Below are 15,672 nucleotides of genomic sequence, written 5' to 3'. Positions count from 1 at the left end.
GTGAGTAAAAGTTAAAGGATTGGCGTGAATTTTACGAGATTCACTGGTAGCACCCATTATTGTGCACGTGTTTAGTTGTTGTGAACGCGATGAGTAGCCGGATGTGAGTTCGGTTAGCAATAAGGTGGTACCGCGCGTAAGCGCCCTTTGGATAATTTGATCGATTATTCAAAGGGCGCTTTTTCGTCAAGTGACACATAGCATTATTTTTTAGTTAACACATAGTAGTCATTATTTAGGTCGCGCATCGCGGTTAATCATCGTAAACACATAGTTGTTCGACATCACGTGACAGCACATAGTAGATCGTAAGCACGGGCCCGTTTATTGGAAAAGCACTGAAGCGAGCGGGGAACATATACACATAGTGGGCAAGACGAAAGGATGGTTTTACTTATGAAATATGGCATTATTGGCGCAGGCGCAATGGGATATCGGTATGGTGTAATGTTACAAGAAAACGCCGGTGTTGACGTTGATTTTATCGACACGTGGGAACCAAACGTCGCAAAGGTCCGTGAGCAGGGCGGCGTTGATGTGGCGCGTGATCATCAAAATCACCATGTCGTTCCAATCAATATTTATTATCCTGAAGAATATCAGGGTCATCCAGATGTTTGGATTGTTTTTAAGAAGCAAATGCAGTTAGCCGATGAGCTCAAGCGCGATGCGTCGTTATTTCATGAGGACCAGTACGTTTTCGCCGCAATGAACGGGATGGGGCACTTTGAAAAGATTGCACAATATTTCCCAGAAAATCACATTATTGGTGGTACGGCGATGATTGCAACGGTCTTGAATGGTCCGGGTACGGTTGATTTTATGGGGCCTAAGGGTAGTGAGGCGATGCATATGAGTAAGTATGCAGGTCATATTGATACGACTACCAAGCAAGTGATGGCCGATTTTAAGGCGGCTGATTTAAATCCGATTTGGTCTGATAATTTTATGGGCATGTGCATGTCCAAAGTTGTGTTTAACGCGGTCACCAATAGTTTGTGCACGATGTTCGAGATTCAGATGGGCCAATTCATCGAATATCCGGGCGTCAAGGATATGGCGACTCAAATGTTCAACGAAGCCTATGATGCTTGCGAAAGGGCAGGCATCAAACTCATTGAGACGCGGCAAGAAGAAATCGACTCGGTTGAAACGGTCAGTCGAGCCTATAAGTACCATTATCCATCAATGTATCAAGACTTCTCAAAGGGACGGCCAACCGAAGTTGATTATATTAATGGCTATATTGCTAAGATTGGGCGGGAACATGACTACGTTTGTCGCGTGCATGAGTTTGTGACTCACGAGGTCCATTTAGCAGAAATGATGCGGCAATACCGGCACCCGGAAATCCCCGTTGCTGAAAAATAAGATTATTAATGAAAAAGTTCTGAGTATTTTCAGAACTTTTTTTGTGGGCGGAAAAACTTAATTTAGTAAGGTTGAAATCGGTTTCTTTGACATTGGTCTATACACTTAGATGACCTTGTAAACTTGCAATGAAAACATGTTGTGATAGGATTTATAACGTGCTTAAAAAGAGAACGAGGAGAAATTGGTATGAAGACATATTTTCAGAAAATCGGTCAGTCATTGATGCTACCGATTGCAACGTTGCCCGCAGCAGCGATTTTGGTTGGGATTGGGAATTACTTGCCAAAACAGTGGTTGTTTGCAAATTACTTGATTCAGGGTGGTAACGTTGTCCTGAATAACTTAGCCTTGCTGTTTGCAGTCGGCTTAGCTATCGGGATGTCAGTCAATAAGGACGGCGCGGCAGCTATTGCTGGTTTGATCGCGTTTGAAGTTCCGGTGATGGTGTTAAAACCAGCGACATTAGCGACGATGCTGAATGTTAAAGTGAGTCAGATCAATCCAGCATTTAGCGCGTTAGATAACAATGTGCTGATTGGAATCAGTGCTGGACTGATTGCGGCTGCGCTCTATAATCGGTTCCACGAAGTAAAATTACCAATGGCGCTCTCATTCTTTAGTGGTAAACGCCTAGTGCCAATTATGGCTGCTTTTGTGATGCTGATTGTGACGGCGGTATTGTACCTTGTTTGGCCGTTTGTCTACGATGCCATCGTCCTCTTTGCAACGGGGATTTCAAAATTAGGTTTCGTGGGGGCTGGTCTATATGGCTTTTTCAATCGTTTATTGATCCCGACTGGTTTGCACCACGCCTTAAATTCCGTATTCTGGTATAACGTTGCAGGTATCAATGATATTGGCAATTTCTGGGCCAGCCATGGTGTTAAAGGAATCACAGGGATGTATGAAGCTGGATTCTTCCCAATTATGATGTTTGGCTTGCCAGCTGGTGCGTATGCAATTTATCGTAATGCACGACCGGACCGAAAAAAAGAAGTGGGTTCATTGATGTTAGCGGGTGCGTTTGCGTCGTTCTTTACGGGGGTGACCGAACCGCTTGAATTTTCATTCATGTTCGTGGCATGGCCGCTCTACTTATTACATGCCGTTTTTATGGGGCTATCATTAGGATTCGCCGCGTTAATGCACTGGACCGCCAGCTTTTCGTTTAGTGGCGGGTTAGTCGATTATTTATTGAGTTTTCGGATGCCGTTAGCCAACCAACCCTATATGTTACTGGTTCAAGGGCTGGTGATGGCCGTCATTTATTACTTTGGTTTTGACTTTGCAATCAAACGGTTTAATTTGAAGACGCCTGGTCGTGAAGTTGTGTCTGCAGATGTCGATGGGGTGGGTGCACCTGCTAGTCCAGCGGTGGCCGTTGCAGCAACGGATGATAAGTATATGCGCCAAGCAAAGCAAATTTATGCGGCTATTGGTGGTCATGACAATATTAGTGTGATCAACAATTGTACGACGCGGCTGCGGTTACAACTTAAGGATACGGAAAAAGTCGATCAGCCGGCCGTAATGGCTGCTGGCGTGCCTGGTTTGAACGTACTGGATGTTCATAACATCCACATTGTGATCGGTACGGAAGTCCAGTTCGTCGCGGAGGCTTTACAAAAATTATTTTCTGGTCAGGTGGCGACGACCCCGGCATCTGATGCTGAATCAAAGGCCCCGCTTGAACCGCAAACTGCTACTGTAACGGAAGCGCCGGTGACAACGATTTTGCGGGCACCAGCAACGGGACAATTAATGCCGATTAGTGCGGTTGCGGATGAGACGTTTGCTGGTAAACTCTTAGGTGATGGTTACGCTGTTGAACCCGAAGATGGTGAAGTCGTTGCTCCGGTTAGTGGGACAGTGACAAGTGTCTTTCCGACCAAACACGCTATCGGGTTGAAGACGACGAGTGGTTTAGAAGTCTTATTACACATGGGGATCAATACCGTGGAAATGAATGGTACGCCGTTCAAGTTACACGTGGCAACGGGTGACGAAATTGCGGCCGGTACTGCGGTAGCGACGGTTGACTTGGCTGCTATCAAGTCAACCGGTAAAGCGACAACCATGATGGTCGTTATCACCAATATGGATCACGTTAACAAACTAACCCTTAATCCAACTGGTCATGTGACTAGCGGTGATTTGATTGGCGCAGCTGAATAAGTTACGCGCTGTCGACGTTGGGTTTATTGAAAAAGTTTCGTCTAAATCTTTTCGATTTAGGCGGAACTTTTTTTGTCGCATTGGTTATCGAGGCAACGGATGACAGCAAATGAACAACTTGATGCGGGGACAGTGCGTTTGATTGCTTCCCACTGACTCCCACGATATACTATTGGCATTATAGGGGGGCGGTAACATGATTGACGAAGTATTAGTATTGAACTCAACGCCAACGGGGATTTTACAGAATTCAGTTTCAGGAAGCATGGTGATTGACGCGGCACTTGATGCACGACTAGTCAAGCGACTAATGCAGGCGCTAACTCAATCGATGCTTAAGGTCAGGGTTGCAACCGCGGACGACTTACCGGTGACCGACCACCAATTGCTGGTCGTCAGTCGACCAGTGGCAGCCGTGTTGGACTTACAAGCTAGTGCGCGAGTTCTGATTTATCCAGAAGAAACGGGACTGACAGCCGCTGGAATGACACAGCTAGCAGTGCAGATTGATCAACGATTGACTAAAATATCCAGATAACGATCAAAAAACGCCCAGGGCAGTTGTTCGCAAGTTACTGAACAGTTGCCCTGGGCGTCTTCGATGATTAGTCTTTGTGGTGTTTTTTAATGATAGTTACTAATTTCAATCAAGTTGTTATCAGGATCACGAACATACAGTGACGTCAACTTTCCGTGGGCACCAGTTCTTTCAACCGGCCCGGCAATCACATCCACGAAATAACTCTTTAAGTGATGCTGGATATCATCAATATTATCTTTCGCAATCAAGCAAAGATCTGCACTGCCGGGTGTCGGCTTAGCCGCAATGGGTTGGTGTGGCTGGTCAGTGGTCTGAAAGTTAATTTTTTGTTTACCCACTAAGACAGCTTGGCGGTCACCATCGAAGGTCACAATGGGAAGGTCAAATACTTCATGGTAAAACCGTAATGACCGTGCAATGTCAGTAACGGTTAGGGTCAAATGATCGATATCGCGAATATTCACAAGCTCAAATCCCTTCAAAAATAATTCATTATTAAACGTGTCGTACTCATCAGATTTGGCATGAACCATGATTAAAATGTACCAGTTGTGTAAGTTCAAAAGCAGCCAGCTTTAGGCCCGCTGGAAAACGTGCGAGTTAGCGTAAACATGCTTTGCTGGTTCGTCCTACGCCGACTTCCAGGCATTTCCGTCAATTGCTGGAACGCGGTGGACACAGATTTAAGCCGCAACCCACGTCTTAAATACTGGTCTTCCACTAACCAAGCAAAGGACGCTTGCTAAGTGGAATTTCACCGCTGAGCATTGACCGAAACGCCTTCCAGTCGGGACAGTATTCGAATGGCTGACGGTGATGTACCCAACCTTTGATGGACTTATCATTGTTCCTCATAAACGGTAATTTTGTTAATTAACTGTCAGTCTGAAAGTGATATTGTGGGAGATCACTATTCCTCAAGCGGCATAGTAATAATCGAACGTCTCGACAAAGTGGTTAATGGAACCCTGACGTTTCGTTTGAGGTTCCGGTATCAAAATAGTCAGCGACAAATTTTACCAAGTTAAGTGGCCGTTAATCTGCCATTCGAGGGGGTTCCCAAAACGTGTTCGGTGCCACTAAAGCCTGTGCTTGCTACGCCGACGGACAAATGCCAAAACCACATTAATCTGTTGGCCAGGCAATACTCGGCTTCAACCCGTGGCCCCTCACAGGCTTGAGACTGGAGGGGCTGGGTGACAATGCTCAGTAGCCAAATTATTCTTAGTCGGAAGTGTCTTTCTTCCGGCTTAGAATAAGACTCGTATTTGAGATGACGCGGGTTATGCGTTAGCTCAAATCGACGTCGGCTGCGTTCCAGCAATTGTCACCCAGCCCCGGAGGTCGGCATAGGACGCACAACGGCTGACGAACAGCAATCTAACTGGTACGTTTTAATCATGATTCATGCCAATAATAATGAGTATAAGACGGTGTTATTCAGTATACCACGATTGATAATGGGACGGATATGACAGTATTTGGGAAGCAACTCAAAAAATAACAACTGTAACCGTTCACACCGGACGCGACTTTTGACAATGCTTGCTTTTCATAGTAATGTAGGTGTTACTATAAGAAGGAGGGCTATTCGTGATAACAATTCGACCAGCCGATCAAGACGACGCGGGCCAGATAGCACCGCTAATTAATATGATTTTTGATGAAATGCAACTTGAGGAACTAGACGACATTCCTGAACCTGACTTAGAGAAGGCCATTACTGCCGCTTACCGGACACCTGATTATTTGTCTGGTAAGGCAACGACGGTAGTGGCCGAGGCCGATGGTCAAGTGGTCGGGGTAGCGTTTGGTTATCCTGACAAAAATGAGGACGCGGTGGACGACGTGTTAGCACGAGTTACTGCGAATAATGATGCGTTTGGTTCAGCATTTGAAGCTGAAGCTGAAAGTTATGAGCACGAATGGTACCTGGATTCGATTGCGGTCGACCCGAATTATCAGGGTCATGGGATTGGCGGGAAGTTACTCGCCGCCCTGCCAAGATACGCGCGACAAGCTGGTCAAAAGCGGATTGGTTTGAACGTTGACATGGCTAATTTAGGAGCTAAGAAGCTCTATGACCGTTATCATTACGAATCGGTAGGAATTAAGCCTATCGGTGATCGGATGTACTTCCATATGCAATATGAACTAGATAAAGACTTGGTGCTAGCTTAGTATCAGGGCTATCGCAACGGGCCTCGTGATATGACGGGGCCCGTTTTAATACGGGTCAAAATGAAAGTGTAGGTTGAAAACAACATGGCTTTACTAGAAGTAACGGATTTATCGCAAAGCTTTGCGGACCGTAAATTATATGACGATGCGAATTTTACGCTGGAACGAGCGGATCATATGGGTATCGTTGGTCAAAATGGGGCGGGTAAGAGTACCCTAATTAAGATTTTAACTGGCCAGATCTTACCATTATCTGGTCAGATCAAGTGGCAGCGCAACGTTCGAACTGGCTATCTGGATCAATACGCCGATATTCCAGCCGGCATGACGCTATACGCCTTTTTGAAAACGGCTTTTCAACGCTTGTATGATTTAGATGCGCAGATGCAACAACTTTATGCGGATTATGCTGAAAAGATGGATGACCAGTTATTGGAACGTGCAGGTAGGATTCAGGAGACCTTGGAAGCCAATAATTTTTATGATATTGAGACAGAAATGGAACGGGTAATTACCGGACTAGGATTAGATGAAATCGGTCGGGATCACGTCATCAGTGAGATGTCTGGTGGTCAACGGTCGAAGATCATCTTGGCTAAACTATTGCTGGAAAACCCGGATGTGATTATTCTTGATGAACCGACGAACTACCTCGATACGGCGCATATCAGTTGGTTGGAAGATTATTTGAACGGCTTTGAAGGGGCCGTTATGGTGATCTCTCATGACTATGATTTCTTGCAACAGGTCACAAACTGTATTTGTGACGTGGCATTCGGTAAAATTATTAAGTACCGGGGCGATTTTAAAGCGGCTATGCGGCAAAAAGAAGCACGTAAGGAAGCCCAACTGAAGGCGTTTGAAAAGCAACAAGTTGTGATTGAAAAAGCCGAAAAGTTCATTCGCAAGAACAAGGCCGGTTCAAAGTCAACGATGGCGAAGTCACGGGAAAAGATGCTATCGCATTTGGATCGGGTTGATCCACCGAGTGAAAATGAACACGCTAAGTTTGCCTTTCCATACCTTGATACGGGTTCTCAAAATGCATTGAGTGTGACGAAGCTGTCTGTTGGGTACGGAAAGCCGTTGTTGGAACCCGTGACTTTTACGATGACCAACGGTGAAAAATTAGCGTTTAAGGGCTTTAATGGGGTTGGTAAATCAACTTTGATCAAGTCAATTTTAGGTGTAATTCCAGCGTTAAGTGGTAAGTCAGATTTTTCGCCATCTGCTAAAATCAATTATTTCAATCAAGATTTGGAATGGGATAACCCACAGTTGACACCGTTACAGACGATTCAAAATGAATACCCTACGATGTTACCGAAGACAATTCGGACTAAGTTGGCTAAGTGTGGGATTAATGCGGCGAATGCGATGAAGCCAATGCACTTACTCAGTGGGGGCGAACAGACTAAGGTTAAATTAGCCTTGCTTGAATTGGTTCCAAGTAACTTCTTAATTATGGACGAACCAACGAACCATTTGGACGATGAAACTAAAGAAGGCCTCAAGCGTGCATTACAGGCTTTCCAAGGTAATCTAATCTTGGTTAGTCATGAGAGCAGTTTTGTGAATGGCTGGGTTGACAAGGAATTGAACGTCGAGAAACTCAGTTTGAAAGAACGACAAGGCTAATTCTTATCCTTTTTAATAGCAGTCCATGCTTGGGCTTGTCTGTGGACAGACATTCAAGCATGGACTGTTTTTGGATGTCCTGATTAGGAGAAAATTATTTTTAGCTGACTAGTTAATTTGAAAATGGACTGCTGGCGATTCAGTAATTATTGGACCGTCAGCGCGCCATTGTCCCCATCGGTAATCGCTAAACCCAAAAAGGCCGTTAATTTGTAAATCGGGAACGAATTTACAAATTAACGGCCTTTTGGGAACAATTATTAATCCGTTAGTAATTGACTTTCAACCGTGGTCTGGTCGCGACCGGCCTGCTTGGACTGATAGAGGTAGTCGTCAACGCGGACGAACCAATCAGTGAAAGTCTGGTCGGTTGGTTGCAATTCTGAAATGCCAATTGAAACGGTCACGTTCAACGTTTGAGCGTTAAATTTGATTGGTACTGTTTTCAGTTTACGCTGAATCGTACGCATTATTTGACCAGCTTCAAGCGCTGAGATGCCACGAAAAATGATGACGAATTCTTCACCGCCATAGCGGAAGATCTGACCGTGAGTGCTACGCTGATTAAGTTCAAGTTCAACAAAATGCGCCACGTGTCGGAGTACGGCGTCGCCAGCCAGATGGCCGTACTGATCGTTAAAGGCTTTAAAGTGGTCAATATCGAACATGACCATAGTGACGGGCCCCATTTGATGGTGCTGATACGCGGCAAACACTTCACGCGCATGCGTGTCAAAGCTGGCGCGGTTACGAATACCGGTTAATTCATCGTAATTGACTTGTTGATCAAAGGTGAGCACTTCATTGAAAAACTTTTGGACGCGATTGACTGCTAAACGAATCAACCACATGTAAAGGACAAAGGCTAGAATGATGACGAGTGTATGGCTCAATTTGAACGGATGAACTGACCAAATAACGCCCCACCAAGTGCCACTATATAGTATTTGGAACAGGAGATACTTCCATTGAGTAGCGTGTAATTCTTGATAGTTATGAGTAATATAGACGACTGTACTAATCAAGATAATGGCCATGGCCAGAAAAACTGGCAGGTACTGCGTGCTGTGGCCCAACCAGATGGCCTGACCATAAATGAACAATGGCATTAACAGGTTAATAATTTCAACGGCCAGGTTGCGCATGGTGTTAAGGCTGAACAGAAGAATCGTTAATTGAACCGTTGCGTAGGTCCAACTGATAATGCTACCTGAATTCAGCGTAATGAATATTTGTCGTAATAGGATCATACTAATGAGGACACTTAAAGCCTCGGCACCATGGGCCCCAATAGTCCAATGTCGATTTTGACGACGATGGACCTGTTGCTCTAGGAGGTAGGTCAGAATGGTCATTAGGGTGATCAGGCCAATTGTAATGAGAATGACAATTAGCATTTTGATATTAAAAAGATCTCGGCCTAAGCTCGATAGCGTAAGTAGATGTAACACAGTGCGCCCCCATAATTGTTGCGTTTAATTAATTTGTCCTTTAATCATAACACGTTACGCAGGTAACTGTTAACAGCAGTTTGCAATAATTTAAAAATCATCAAACAGTCTTTACTGAAAAATAACCTAGTCTTTACATAAATATGATGATGATTTAGGCCTCAATACGGCATACTTACCATGTAAGGTTAGATAGCAAACGCAATAAAAAGGAGTTTGTAAAATGCTGCATGAAACGTTCTATGGTGTGATCTTGATTAGTTTCTTGATTGGTATCGGCGTGCAGTGGTATTTTCGTGAATACTTTCAATTATTAGTGTTCGGCCATAGTGTTGAGATTTTATTTATGATGGTATTAGGTTGGTACCAGTTCGGCATGCTCGTTTTACTACCGCTGTTAGTTTTATGGGGAATTGGACTTGGTGCAATTTATGTGATGAACCGATTCGCGTAATTAGTTTGTGTCGTGGAGGTGCCCAATGAGACGATGGTTTGTGAGTTACACGCTAGGAATGATTGTTGGTGCGGTGTTATTTTTGTGTAGTTTAGTTGCCATTCATTGGTTGGGACCACAATTATGGGTGGGCGTGGCTTTAGGTGGGAGTCTATTGGTAGGCTGTAATATTGGCTTAGAAGTTCTCAAGCATCATTATCAAGTGACGACACCACAAGCGATTTTTAGGTTATTGAATTGGTCCTGAGGTGCCCATAACTGATAGTTGGGTTTGATTTGAAGCGGGCTACCGATCTCTGACATTGCAATTGGAATTCATTAAATAGGCGCACCGAGAAACTAACATGGTTTCTCGGTGCGCCTATTAAGCTACAGTTTCCCTGTGCATGCGGATTAATGACTAATTTTAGACATGTCGTGATCATCTGGCAACGTGAGGCCACGGTTAGGGACACTTGTTGAAAAGACGATCTGGGTACTCGTTTTTCCAAATGTTTGTAATTGGTTGACAAACTCGTCTAATGCCTGCGTTGATTCGAAAATCACTTTCAAAATTTGAGAGTATTCACCCGTGACACAGTCACATTCCAGAATATTAGGAATGCCGGCAACAAATGGGTAAAAGCGCTCCTTTTGCGTTGGTTCAAGTTGGAGTTGAATATAGGCTTTTATGTGGTAATTGAGCTTTTCAAAGTTAAGATTTGCTTGATAGTCACGAATTATGCCACTCTTTTTCAGACGAGTGATGCGAGCGGAAATTGCGGGCGAAGAAATGAAGCATTGATCGGCGAGCGCTTTTAAGGAGATTCGCGCGTCGGCCTGCAAGGCGTTCAAAATCTTCAAATCGGTTTTATCCATCGTTAAAACGCCTCCTAAGTAATTATTAGTATCATAGCATACTTTCACAGTGATTTTTAATATTTAGTGTAAAGTTTCTACTGAAAGGATAGCTTCTTAACGTGCCGAGGTGCCACGGCGGTGGGGGGCGATCGATTAAAGTTAAAATCACTTCAAGGTTTGATCAGGAAGCCAGACGTGGTTCCGGAGATATGGTAAACTGAAAAAATGAGGTGACTAGAATGCAATCAACACGGATTATTGCGGCCGTTGCGAACGTGTGGCGGCAGCCGAACAATACGTCCATCGATACTCCGGCACTAGCAAATGTCGGCTTACAACCATGGTTGGCGCAGTTATCAGATGAAGATACTGTGGCTTTGGAACGCGACAATCGCATCGTGACGCAGGCGTTATTTAACGACGTCTTTTTAGTCGAACAGTTTGTCAATGGCTGGGCCTATGGTTACGTTGTTAATCAGGCCGACTCCCGGCATCCACAGGGGTATCCAGGATGGGTATGGGCGGCGCAATTGTCGACCGTCCCATTGCCGGTTCAAACTGGGCCGATGATTACGATACGGCGTGGTTTTACGCCGTTACTATGCTTAGATGGCCGTACGTTCTTAAATCTTAGCCTTGGAACGGAACTACCCGTTATTAGTAGCAAAGATCATCGTTATTATACGGTCCAGACCCCACTCGGAACGGGAAAAATTGCAAAACGTGCGACGCAGTTTGCATTTAGAACCGCGCGCTTGACACCGGGAGCGACACTCGTTCGACTCGGTGAAGAATTCTTGGATTTACGCTACCTATGGGGTGGCATCAGTGCTTATGGTTTCGATTGTTCTGGATTCGCCTATACCTTGCATCGCAGTCTAGGTATTCGCTTACCGCGCGATGCTCAGGATCAGATCAAGCAAGGAGTGGCGGTCGACATAGCAAATGCCCAGCTTGGGGATCTGTGTTTCTTTGCTCATAATCATGGGAACGGTGCGGTACACCACGTTGCCCTATATGCCGGTGATGGCTGGCTATTACATGCACCCACGCCTGGCAAACACGTGACATACTTGCAGTTAGCAAGCACTTATTTACAAGATGAGTTGGTCGCTGTCAAACGAAATTGGTAATGTGAGTTCAATTGACTTAGATTTAATTAAAGTAGAATATTTCAAAATATTAATGGGGCGGATAAAGTGAAACAAATTAAATGGTGGCTGTTGGCAGTCTTATTAGTCGTTGGCTTAACCGGTTGCGGTTCTCAAACCACTAAGAAACAAGCAACGCAACAGGCGGCAAGTACTAAAAAAATATCGCCGTATGTGAATCAACAGACCCCCACATTTTACGTCCACGGGTTTCAGGGGAGTGCGAAGTCAACGAATACCCTGATTGCGCATGCTGAAAAGACTGCTCATGCTCACAAAGTTTTGGTGGCAACGGTCAGTACCAGTGGTCAAGTGACGTTGACGGGTAAATGGCGTGGTCGGGTGCGTAACCCGATAATTCAAGTCGTGTTCAAGAACAATCTGGCCCAGTATGACCAACAGAGTGCTTGGCTGGCTAAGGTGATTACCACGGTTCAACAACAGCACGCGTTTAAACATTATAATATCGTCGCCCATTCTGCGGGCTGTGTCGCTAGCGTTAATATGCTGATGACGCAACAAACGACGACTTTTCCGAAGATCAGTAAGTTAGTAACGATCGCTGGCCCGTTTGATGGGGTGGTCGGGGAAGATGATGTTGCTAATCAGAACTCGTTTCTGACTTCTGGGCAACCGAAATATTTGCATGCAGCCTATGAATTATTGGCAGCCAAGCGGAACAATTTTCCTAAAAATGTGCAACTATTGAATATCGTGGGAACCTTGAACGATGGTAGTCATTCGGACAGCTTGGTCACCAACGTGTCGGCCCGTTCCATCAAGTATTTATTGCGTGGGCGGGATGTCGATTACACCGAAAAAGACTTTTATGGGGCCCATGCGCAGCACAGCCAGTTACATGAAAATACTAAGGTAGCACTGGCAGTTGACCGCTTTTTATGGCATCGATGATATGACTGGGGCTCTGCTAATCAGTAGTTGGTTTGGGATTGTGAGTCAGTCACGTTACGCAATTAGAATCAAAATCAAACAAGCTCATCCGGCCTTAGTCAGGTCAGATGAGCTTGTTTGATGATCGTCATCCTGAAGTCAGCGGGTTGGTCTGGGCTAGAGAAAGAATAGAATATAAGCCGTTCGAATAAGGTGGTACAACGCATATAGGGTAATTAAATAAACAACTGAGATACCGCCATATACGGCATATTTATAATTGCGCATGTAAAAACCTCCCTTATAATATTACCTTTAGTGTAAATCGGAATCTGTTTTTACACAATGCAAACGCCTTCATTATTAGGGCTAAATTTAAATTAAGTCAAAGAAAGAGCATTCTGTTAGCGATAACTTCAAAAATATGATAATGTTAATTGTTAGTTCGGTGGACTTCACGCTGCCGGATTAAATTTACCTCAGATTTTGGATAAATTAATTTTTAGTATCATGTACTTGCCCCAGTATTGAGTATTAGAATTATTTACAGATTTCCTGAGCATTAGGAAAGGATGTAATTCAATGCGCGTTACCATTAATCGCGGTCAAGAGGTCTACACTGATATTCCCTTAATGACCGCCCGACATCGCTATATCAAAGCGGATGTCTGGGAAATAAAAAAAGCAATTATTGAAAAGTCAGCCATTAACGGGTGGACGGTTCAAGCGCTACAAGCAATGAATTAAAAAATAAACAACGGCCACGGCATTTGCCAGTGGCCGTTTTTGTAGGAGGACGATTTGAATGGCGCATGAAGTCAGTTATCGGCCATTAATCAGTATTACGAACGTAATCTGGAGTTTCGATGCAGTGACCAAGCAACTGCTGGTCCTGCTTATTCAGCGTGATCACGCTCCTTTTGAGAATACCTGGGGATTACCGACGACGTATTTGAGAACGGATGAGAGTGCGGATGAAGCCGCATTGCGATTAGTTCGTGAGAAGTTGGGCGTCCAGCTTGCCCAATTCCATACAGAACAGTTAGGGACGTTTACCGCGGTCGATCGCGTGCCGGGTGAACGCTCACTGGCGTTGACGTATATGGTTTATTTGCCAGTCAAGCCGGAACTAGTTCCGGGGTATGGTGCGCGCGATGTCAAGTGGTTTGCCATTACGCCGCGGGTGGATCGTGATGATCTGGTCGCTGATGGTTTGGCATTTGCTGGTGTTCCCGATTCGCAGACGGAGCGGGAGTTTTATCAACGAATCGCCAAGCAGTTGTTAACCGCCGATCATGGCCTGATCTTAAGAAACGCCCTACAACGTGTGCGCAATCGCCTGGACTATGCTCCTACGATCTTATTAGTGTTAGGTGAGCAGTTCACACTCAAACAGGCGCGCCAGCTGTATGCGATTTTGTGGCGGCAGCCAGTGGCAACCATCGACAATTCAAACTTTCGTAAAACCCACGTTCATTTATTTACAGAGGTGGGGACAGCCCGACCTGGCTCTTCTGGACGCCCCGCTAAGGTATACCGGCTAAAGTAGTTCATTTGACACGTCCAAGTCGGTATGCTACTTTTATAGCACCATAAAGGTAAAAAATACCTAAATTAGTGGAAGGCTAATTAGGAAATTTGGGAGAGTATTGGAATGGTCGAAAGTAAAAGAAATAGTGCTAAGCTATTATGGGTCATCGGGACGGCCTGGCTTTTTGATGCGTTAGACGTGGCCCTGCTATCATTTGTGATGCCGGTTATTAAAGAAAGTTGGCAGCTAACTGCAGGACAGTTGGGAGCAGTCAGTGCGATCACCACGCTTGGCATGATGATTGGGGCCTTGGTATGCGGCTATTTAGCAGATAAATTGGGGCGTAAGCCAGTCCTTATTGGGACGCTACTGCTTTTTTCGCTTGGTAATTTGTTATTGACGATTACCCCGAACGTCGAGTGGTTCTTAGTCGTTCGGTTGTTGACTGGCATTGGTCTGGGGGGTGAACTACCGGTTGCTGCGACAATGATTGCTGATCATTATACGGGAACACAGCGCTCACGCATGCTAGTCCTGGTAGATAGTTTTTGGGCGTTTGGCTGGATTGCAGCATCGTTATTGGCCTTTTTAGTGATGCCACACATTGGTTGGCGGATGACGGTCTTAATCACCGCCTTAATGGGGTTGTATGCGTTGCTGTTACGCCGACACTTACCTGCAGAACAGGAGGCTAATCGGCCACAAAAAGTTGATTTTAGACAGGCATTGCGGCAAGTGTGGTCCGCTAAATATCGACGAGCTACGATTTGCCTCAGCATTCTATGGTTTGTGATTATGTTTGCCTATTACGGTATGTTTTTATGGCTTCCAAGCGTTTTGGTGTTGCGCGGATTTTCATTAGTACATGGGTTTGGCTATACGATGTTGATGAGCTTGGCGCAACTTCCCGGCTATTATCTAGCTGCGTGGTTGATCGGCGTCGTCAAGCGTAAGGCGGTATTGGCAACTTATCTGATTGGGACGGTCGTCAGTGCCGCAGCTTTTGGGACGGCCAATAATCCAACGATGATTCTGATTAGTGGTGCATGGTTGTCGTTCTTTACGCTAGGGGCGTGGGGAATTATGATTGCTTTCACACCGGGGCAATTTGCGCCCGCGGTACGGGGAATTGGTATGGGCGTTGCCCAGTCAATTGGTCGCATTGGCGCAACCATCGGCCCATTTTTAGTTGGTGCGCTGATGGCAATTGGATTTGGCATTCCGGCAATTTTTATGGTGTTCGTGGCCGTACTCTTACTCGGTGTTGGGGTATTGCTATTCGGGTTACCGAATCAAGAGACGGATGATTAAGTATCGGTGGCAGATATAAATTAAATCGTAAGTTAAATTTACTTATATGGAATGGACTAGTGATGTGGGCGCTGTTGCTGAATTTGAATTGAAATGATTCAATAATATTTTTTGTGAAAGTTAAACGAGCTCAG

The 15,672-nt window shown here is 45.1% G+C and carries 15 protein-coding genes; 12 read left to right on the top strand and 3 right to left on the bottom strand.

Annotated elements, in window-relative coordinates:
• Positions 1-396 precede the first annotated feature (396 nt).
• From MMY95_RS10490 to MMY95_RS10480, 3 genes are all read left to right on the top strand, one after another.
• Complete coding sequence (locus MMY95_RS10490; RefSeq protein WP_013355767.1) at positions 397-1,371, top strand: 2-dehydropantoate 2-reductase; 975 nt, start codon at positions 397-399, stop codon at positions 1,369-1,371.
• A gap of 189 nt (positions 1,372-1,560) precedes the next feature.
• Complete coding sequence (gene nagE, locus MMY95_RS10485) at positions 1,561-3,549, top strand: N-acetylglucosamine-specific PTS transporter subunit IIBC (protein WP_016527245.1); 1,989 nt, start codon at positions 1,561-1,563, stop codon at positions 3,547-3,549.
• Positions 3,550-3,745: 196 nt separating this feature from the next.
• Positions 3,746-4,087, top strand: coding sequence for a hypothetical protein (locus MMY95_RS10480; RefSeq protein WP_003646603.1), 342 nt, complete (start codon positions 3,746-3,748; stop codon positions 4,085-4,087).
• An 86-nt stretch (positions 4,088-4,173) separates the two neighbouring features.
• Here MMY95_RS10480 and MMY95_RS10475 read toward each other — a convergent pair whose 3' ends face one another.
• The gene (locus MMY95_RS10475) at positions 4,174-4,623 is read right to left on the bottom strand and encodes a VOC family protein (protein WP_016511435.1); all 450 of its coding nucleotides are present in this window, start codon (positions 4,621-4,623) and stop codon (positions 4,174-4,176) included.
• Between the two features lie 1,060 nt (positions 4,624-5,683).
• Between MMY95_RS10475 and MMY95_RS10470 the strand changes: the two genes are divergently transcribed.
• The gene (locus MMY95_RS10470; protein ID WP_104795876.1) at positions 5,684-6,271 is read left to right on the top strand and encodes a GNAT family N-acetyltransferase; all 588 of its coding nucleotides are present in this window, start codon (positions 5,684-5,686) and stop codon (positions 6,269-6,271) included.
• A gap of 84 nt (positions 6,272-6,355) precedes the next feature.
• Positions 6,356-7,909, top strand: a complete 1,554-nt coding sequence (locus tag MMY95_RS10465; protein ID WP_003646605.1) for an ABC-F family ATP-binding cassette domain-containing protein — start codon at positions 6,356-6,358, stop codon at positions 7,907-7,909.
• A 260-nt stretch (positions 7,910-8,169) separates the two neighbouring features.
• Here the strand turns inward: MMY95_RS10465 and MMY95_RS10460 are convergent, their stop codons facing one another.
• Positions 8,170-9,360: a GGDEF domain-containing protein gene (locus tag MMY95_RS10460; protein ID WP_003646606.1), complete on the bottom strand. Its 1,191-nt coding sequence runs from the start codon at positions 9,358-9,360 to the stop codon at positions 8,170-8,172.
• Positions 9,361-9,583: 223 nt separating this feature from the next.
• Between MMY95_RS10460 and MMY95_RS10455 the strand changes: the two genes are divergently transcribed.
• Both MMY95_RS10455 and MMY95_RS10450 read left to right on the top strand, forming a co-directional pair.
• Positions 9,584-9,814 carry a hypothetical protein gene (locus MMY95_RS10455; RefSeq protein WP_003646607.1) on the top strand — a complete coding sequence of 77 codons (231 nt, stop codon included), beginning with the start codon at positions 9,584-9,586 and terminating at the stop codon, positions 9,812-9,814.
• A gap of 25 nt (positions 9,815-9,839) precedes the next feature.
• Positions 9,840-10,061, top strand: a complete 222-nt coding sequence (locus MMY95_RS10450; RefSeq protein WP_053267711.1) for a hypothetical protein — start codon at positions 9,840-9,842, stop codon at positions 10,059-10,061.
• Between the two features lie 146 nt (positions 10,062-10,207).
• Here the strand turns inward: MMY95_RS10450 and MMY95_RS10445 are convergent, their stop codons facing one another.
• Entirely contained in the window at positions 10,208-10,672 is a 465-nt protein-coding gene (locus MMY95_RS10445) for an Lrp/AsnC family transcriptional regulator (protein WP_003646608.1), read from the bottom strand.
• A gap of 221 nt (positions 10,673-10,893) precedes the next feature.
• On the opposite strand from MMY95_RS10445, the gene MMY95_RS10440 reads away from it, so the two are divergent.
• From MMY95_RS10440 to MMY95_RS10420, 5 genes are all read left to right on the top strand, one after another.
• Entirely contained in the window at positions 10,894-11,787 is an 894-nt protein-coding gene (locus MMY95_RS10440) for a C40 family peptidase (RefSeq protein WP_241277636.1), read from the top strand.
• Between the two features lie 66 nt (positions 11,788-11,853).
• Positions 11,854-12,717, top strand: a complete 864-nt coding sequence (locus MMY95_RS10435) for an alpha/beta hydrolase (protein ID WP_015380656.1) — start codon at positions 11,854-11,856, stop codon at positions 12,715-12,717.
• A 561-nt stretch (positions 12,718-13,278) separates the two neighbouring features.
• A complete protein-coding gene (locus MMY95_RS10430; RefSeq protein ID WP_003642746.1) occupies positions 13,279-13,443 on the top strand; it encodes a hypothetical protein in 165 nt (54 codons plus the stop codon).
• Positions 13,444-13,501: 58 nt separating this feature from the next.
• Entirely contained in the window at positions 13,502-14,245 is a 744-nt protein-coding gene (locus tag MMY95_RS10425; RefSeq protein WP_003642747.1) for an NUDIX domain-containing protein, read from the top strand.
• 105 nt (positions 14,246-14,350) lie between these two features.
• Positions 14,351-15,538, top strand: a complete 1,188-nt coding sequence (locus MMY95_RS10420; protein WP_003642748.1) for an MFS transporter — start codon at positions 14,351-14,353, stop codon at positions 15,536-15,538.
• Positions 15,539-15,672 lie beyond the last annotated feature (134 nt).

The sequence above is a fragment of the Lactiplantibacillus sp. ME-2 genome (assembly GCF_022549155.1).
In the GTDB taxonomy this organism is placed as follows: domain Bacteria; phylum Bacillota; class Bacilli; order Lactobacillales; family Lactobacillaceae; genus Lactiplantibacillus; species Lactiplantibacillus plantarum.
This window is presented reverse-complemented; position numbering and strand designations above follow the sequence as displayed.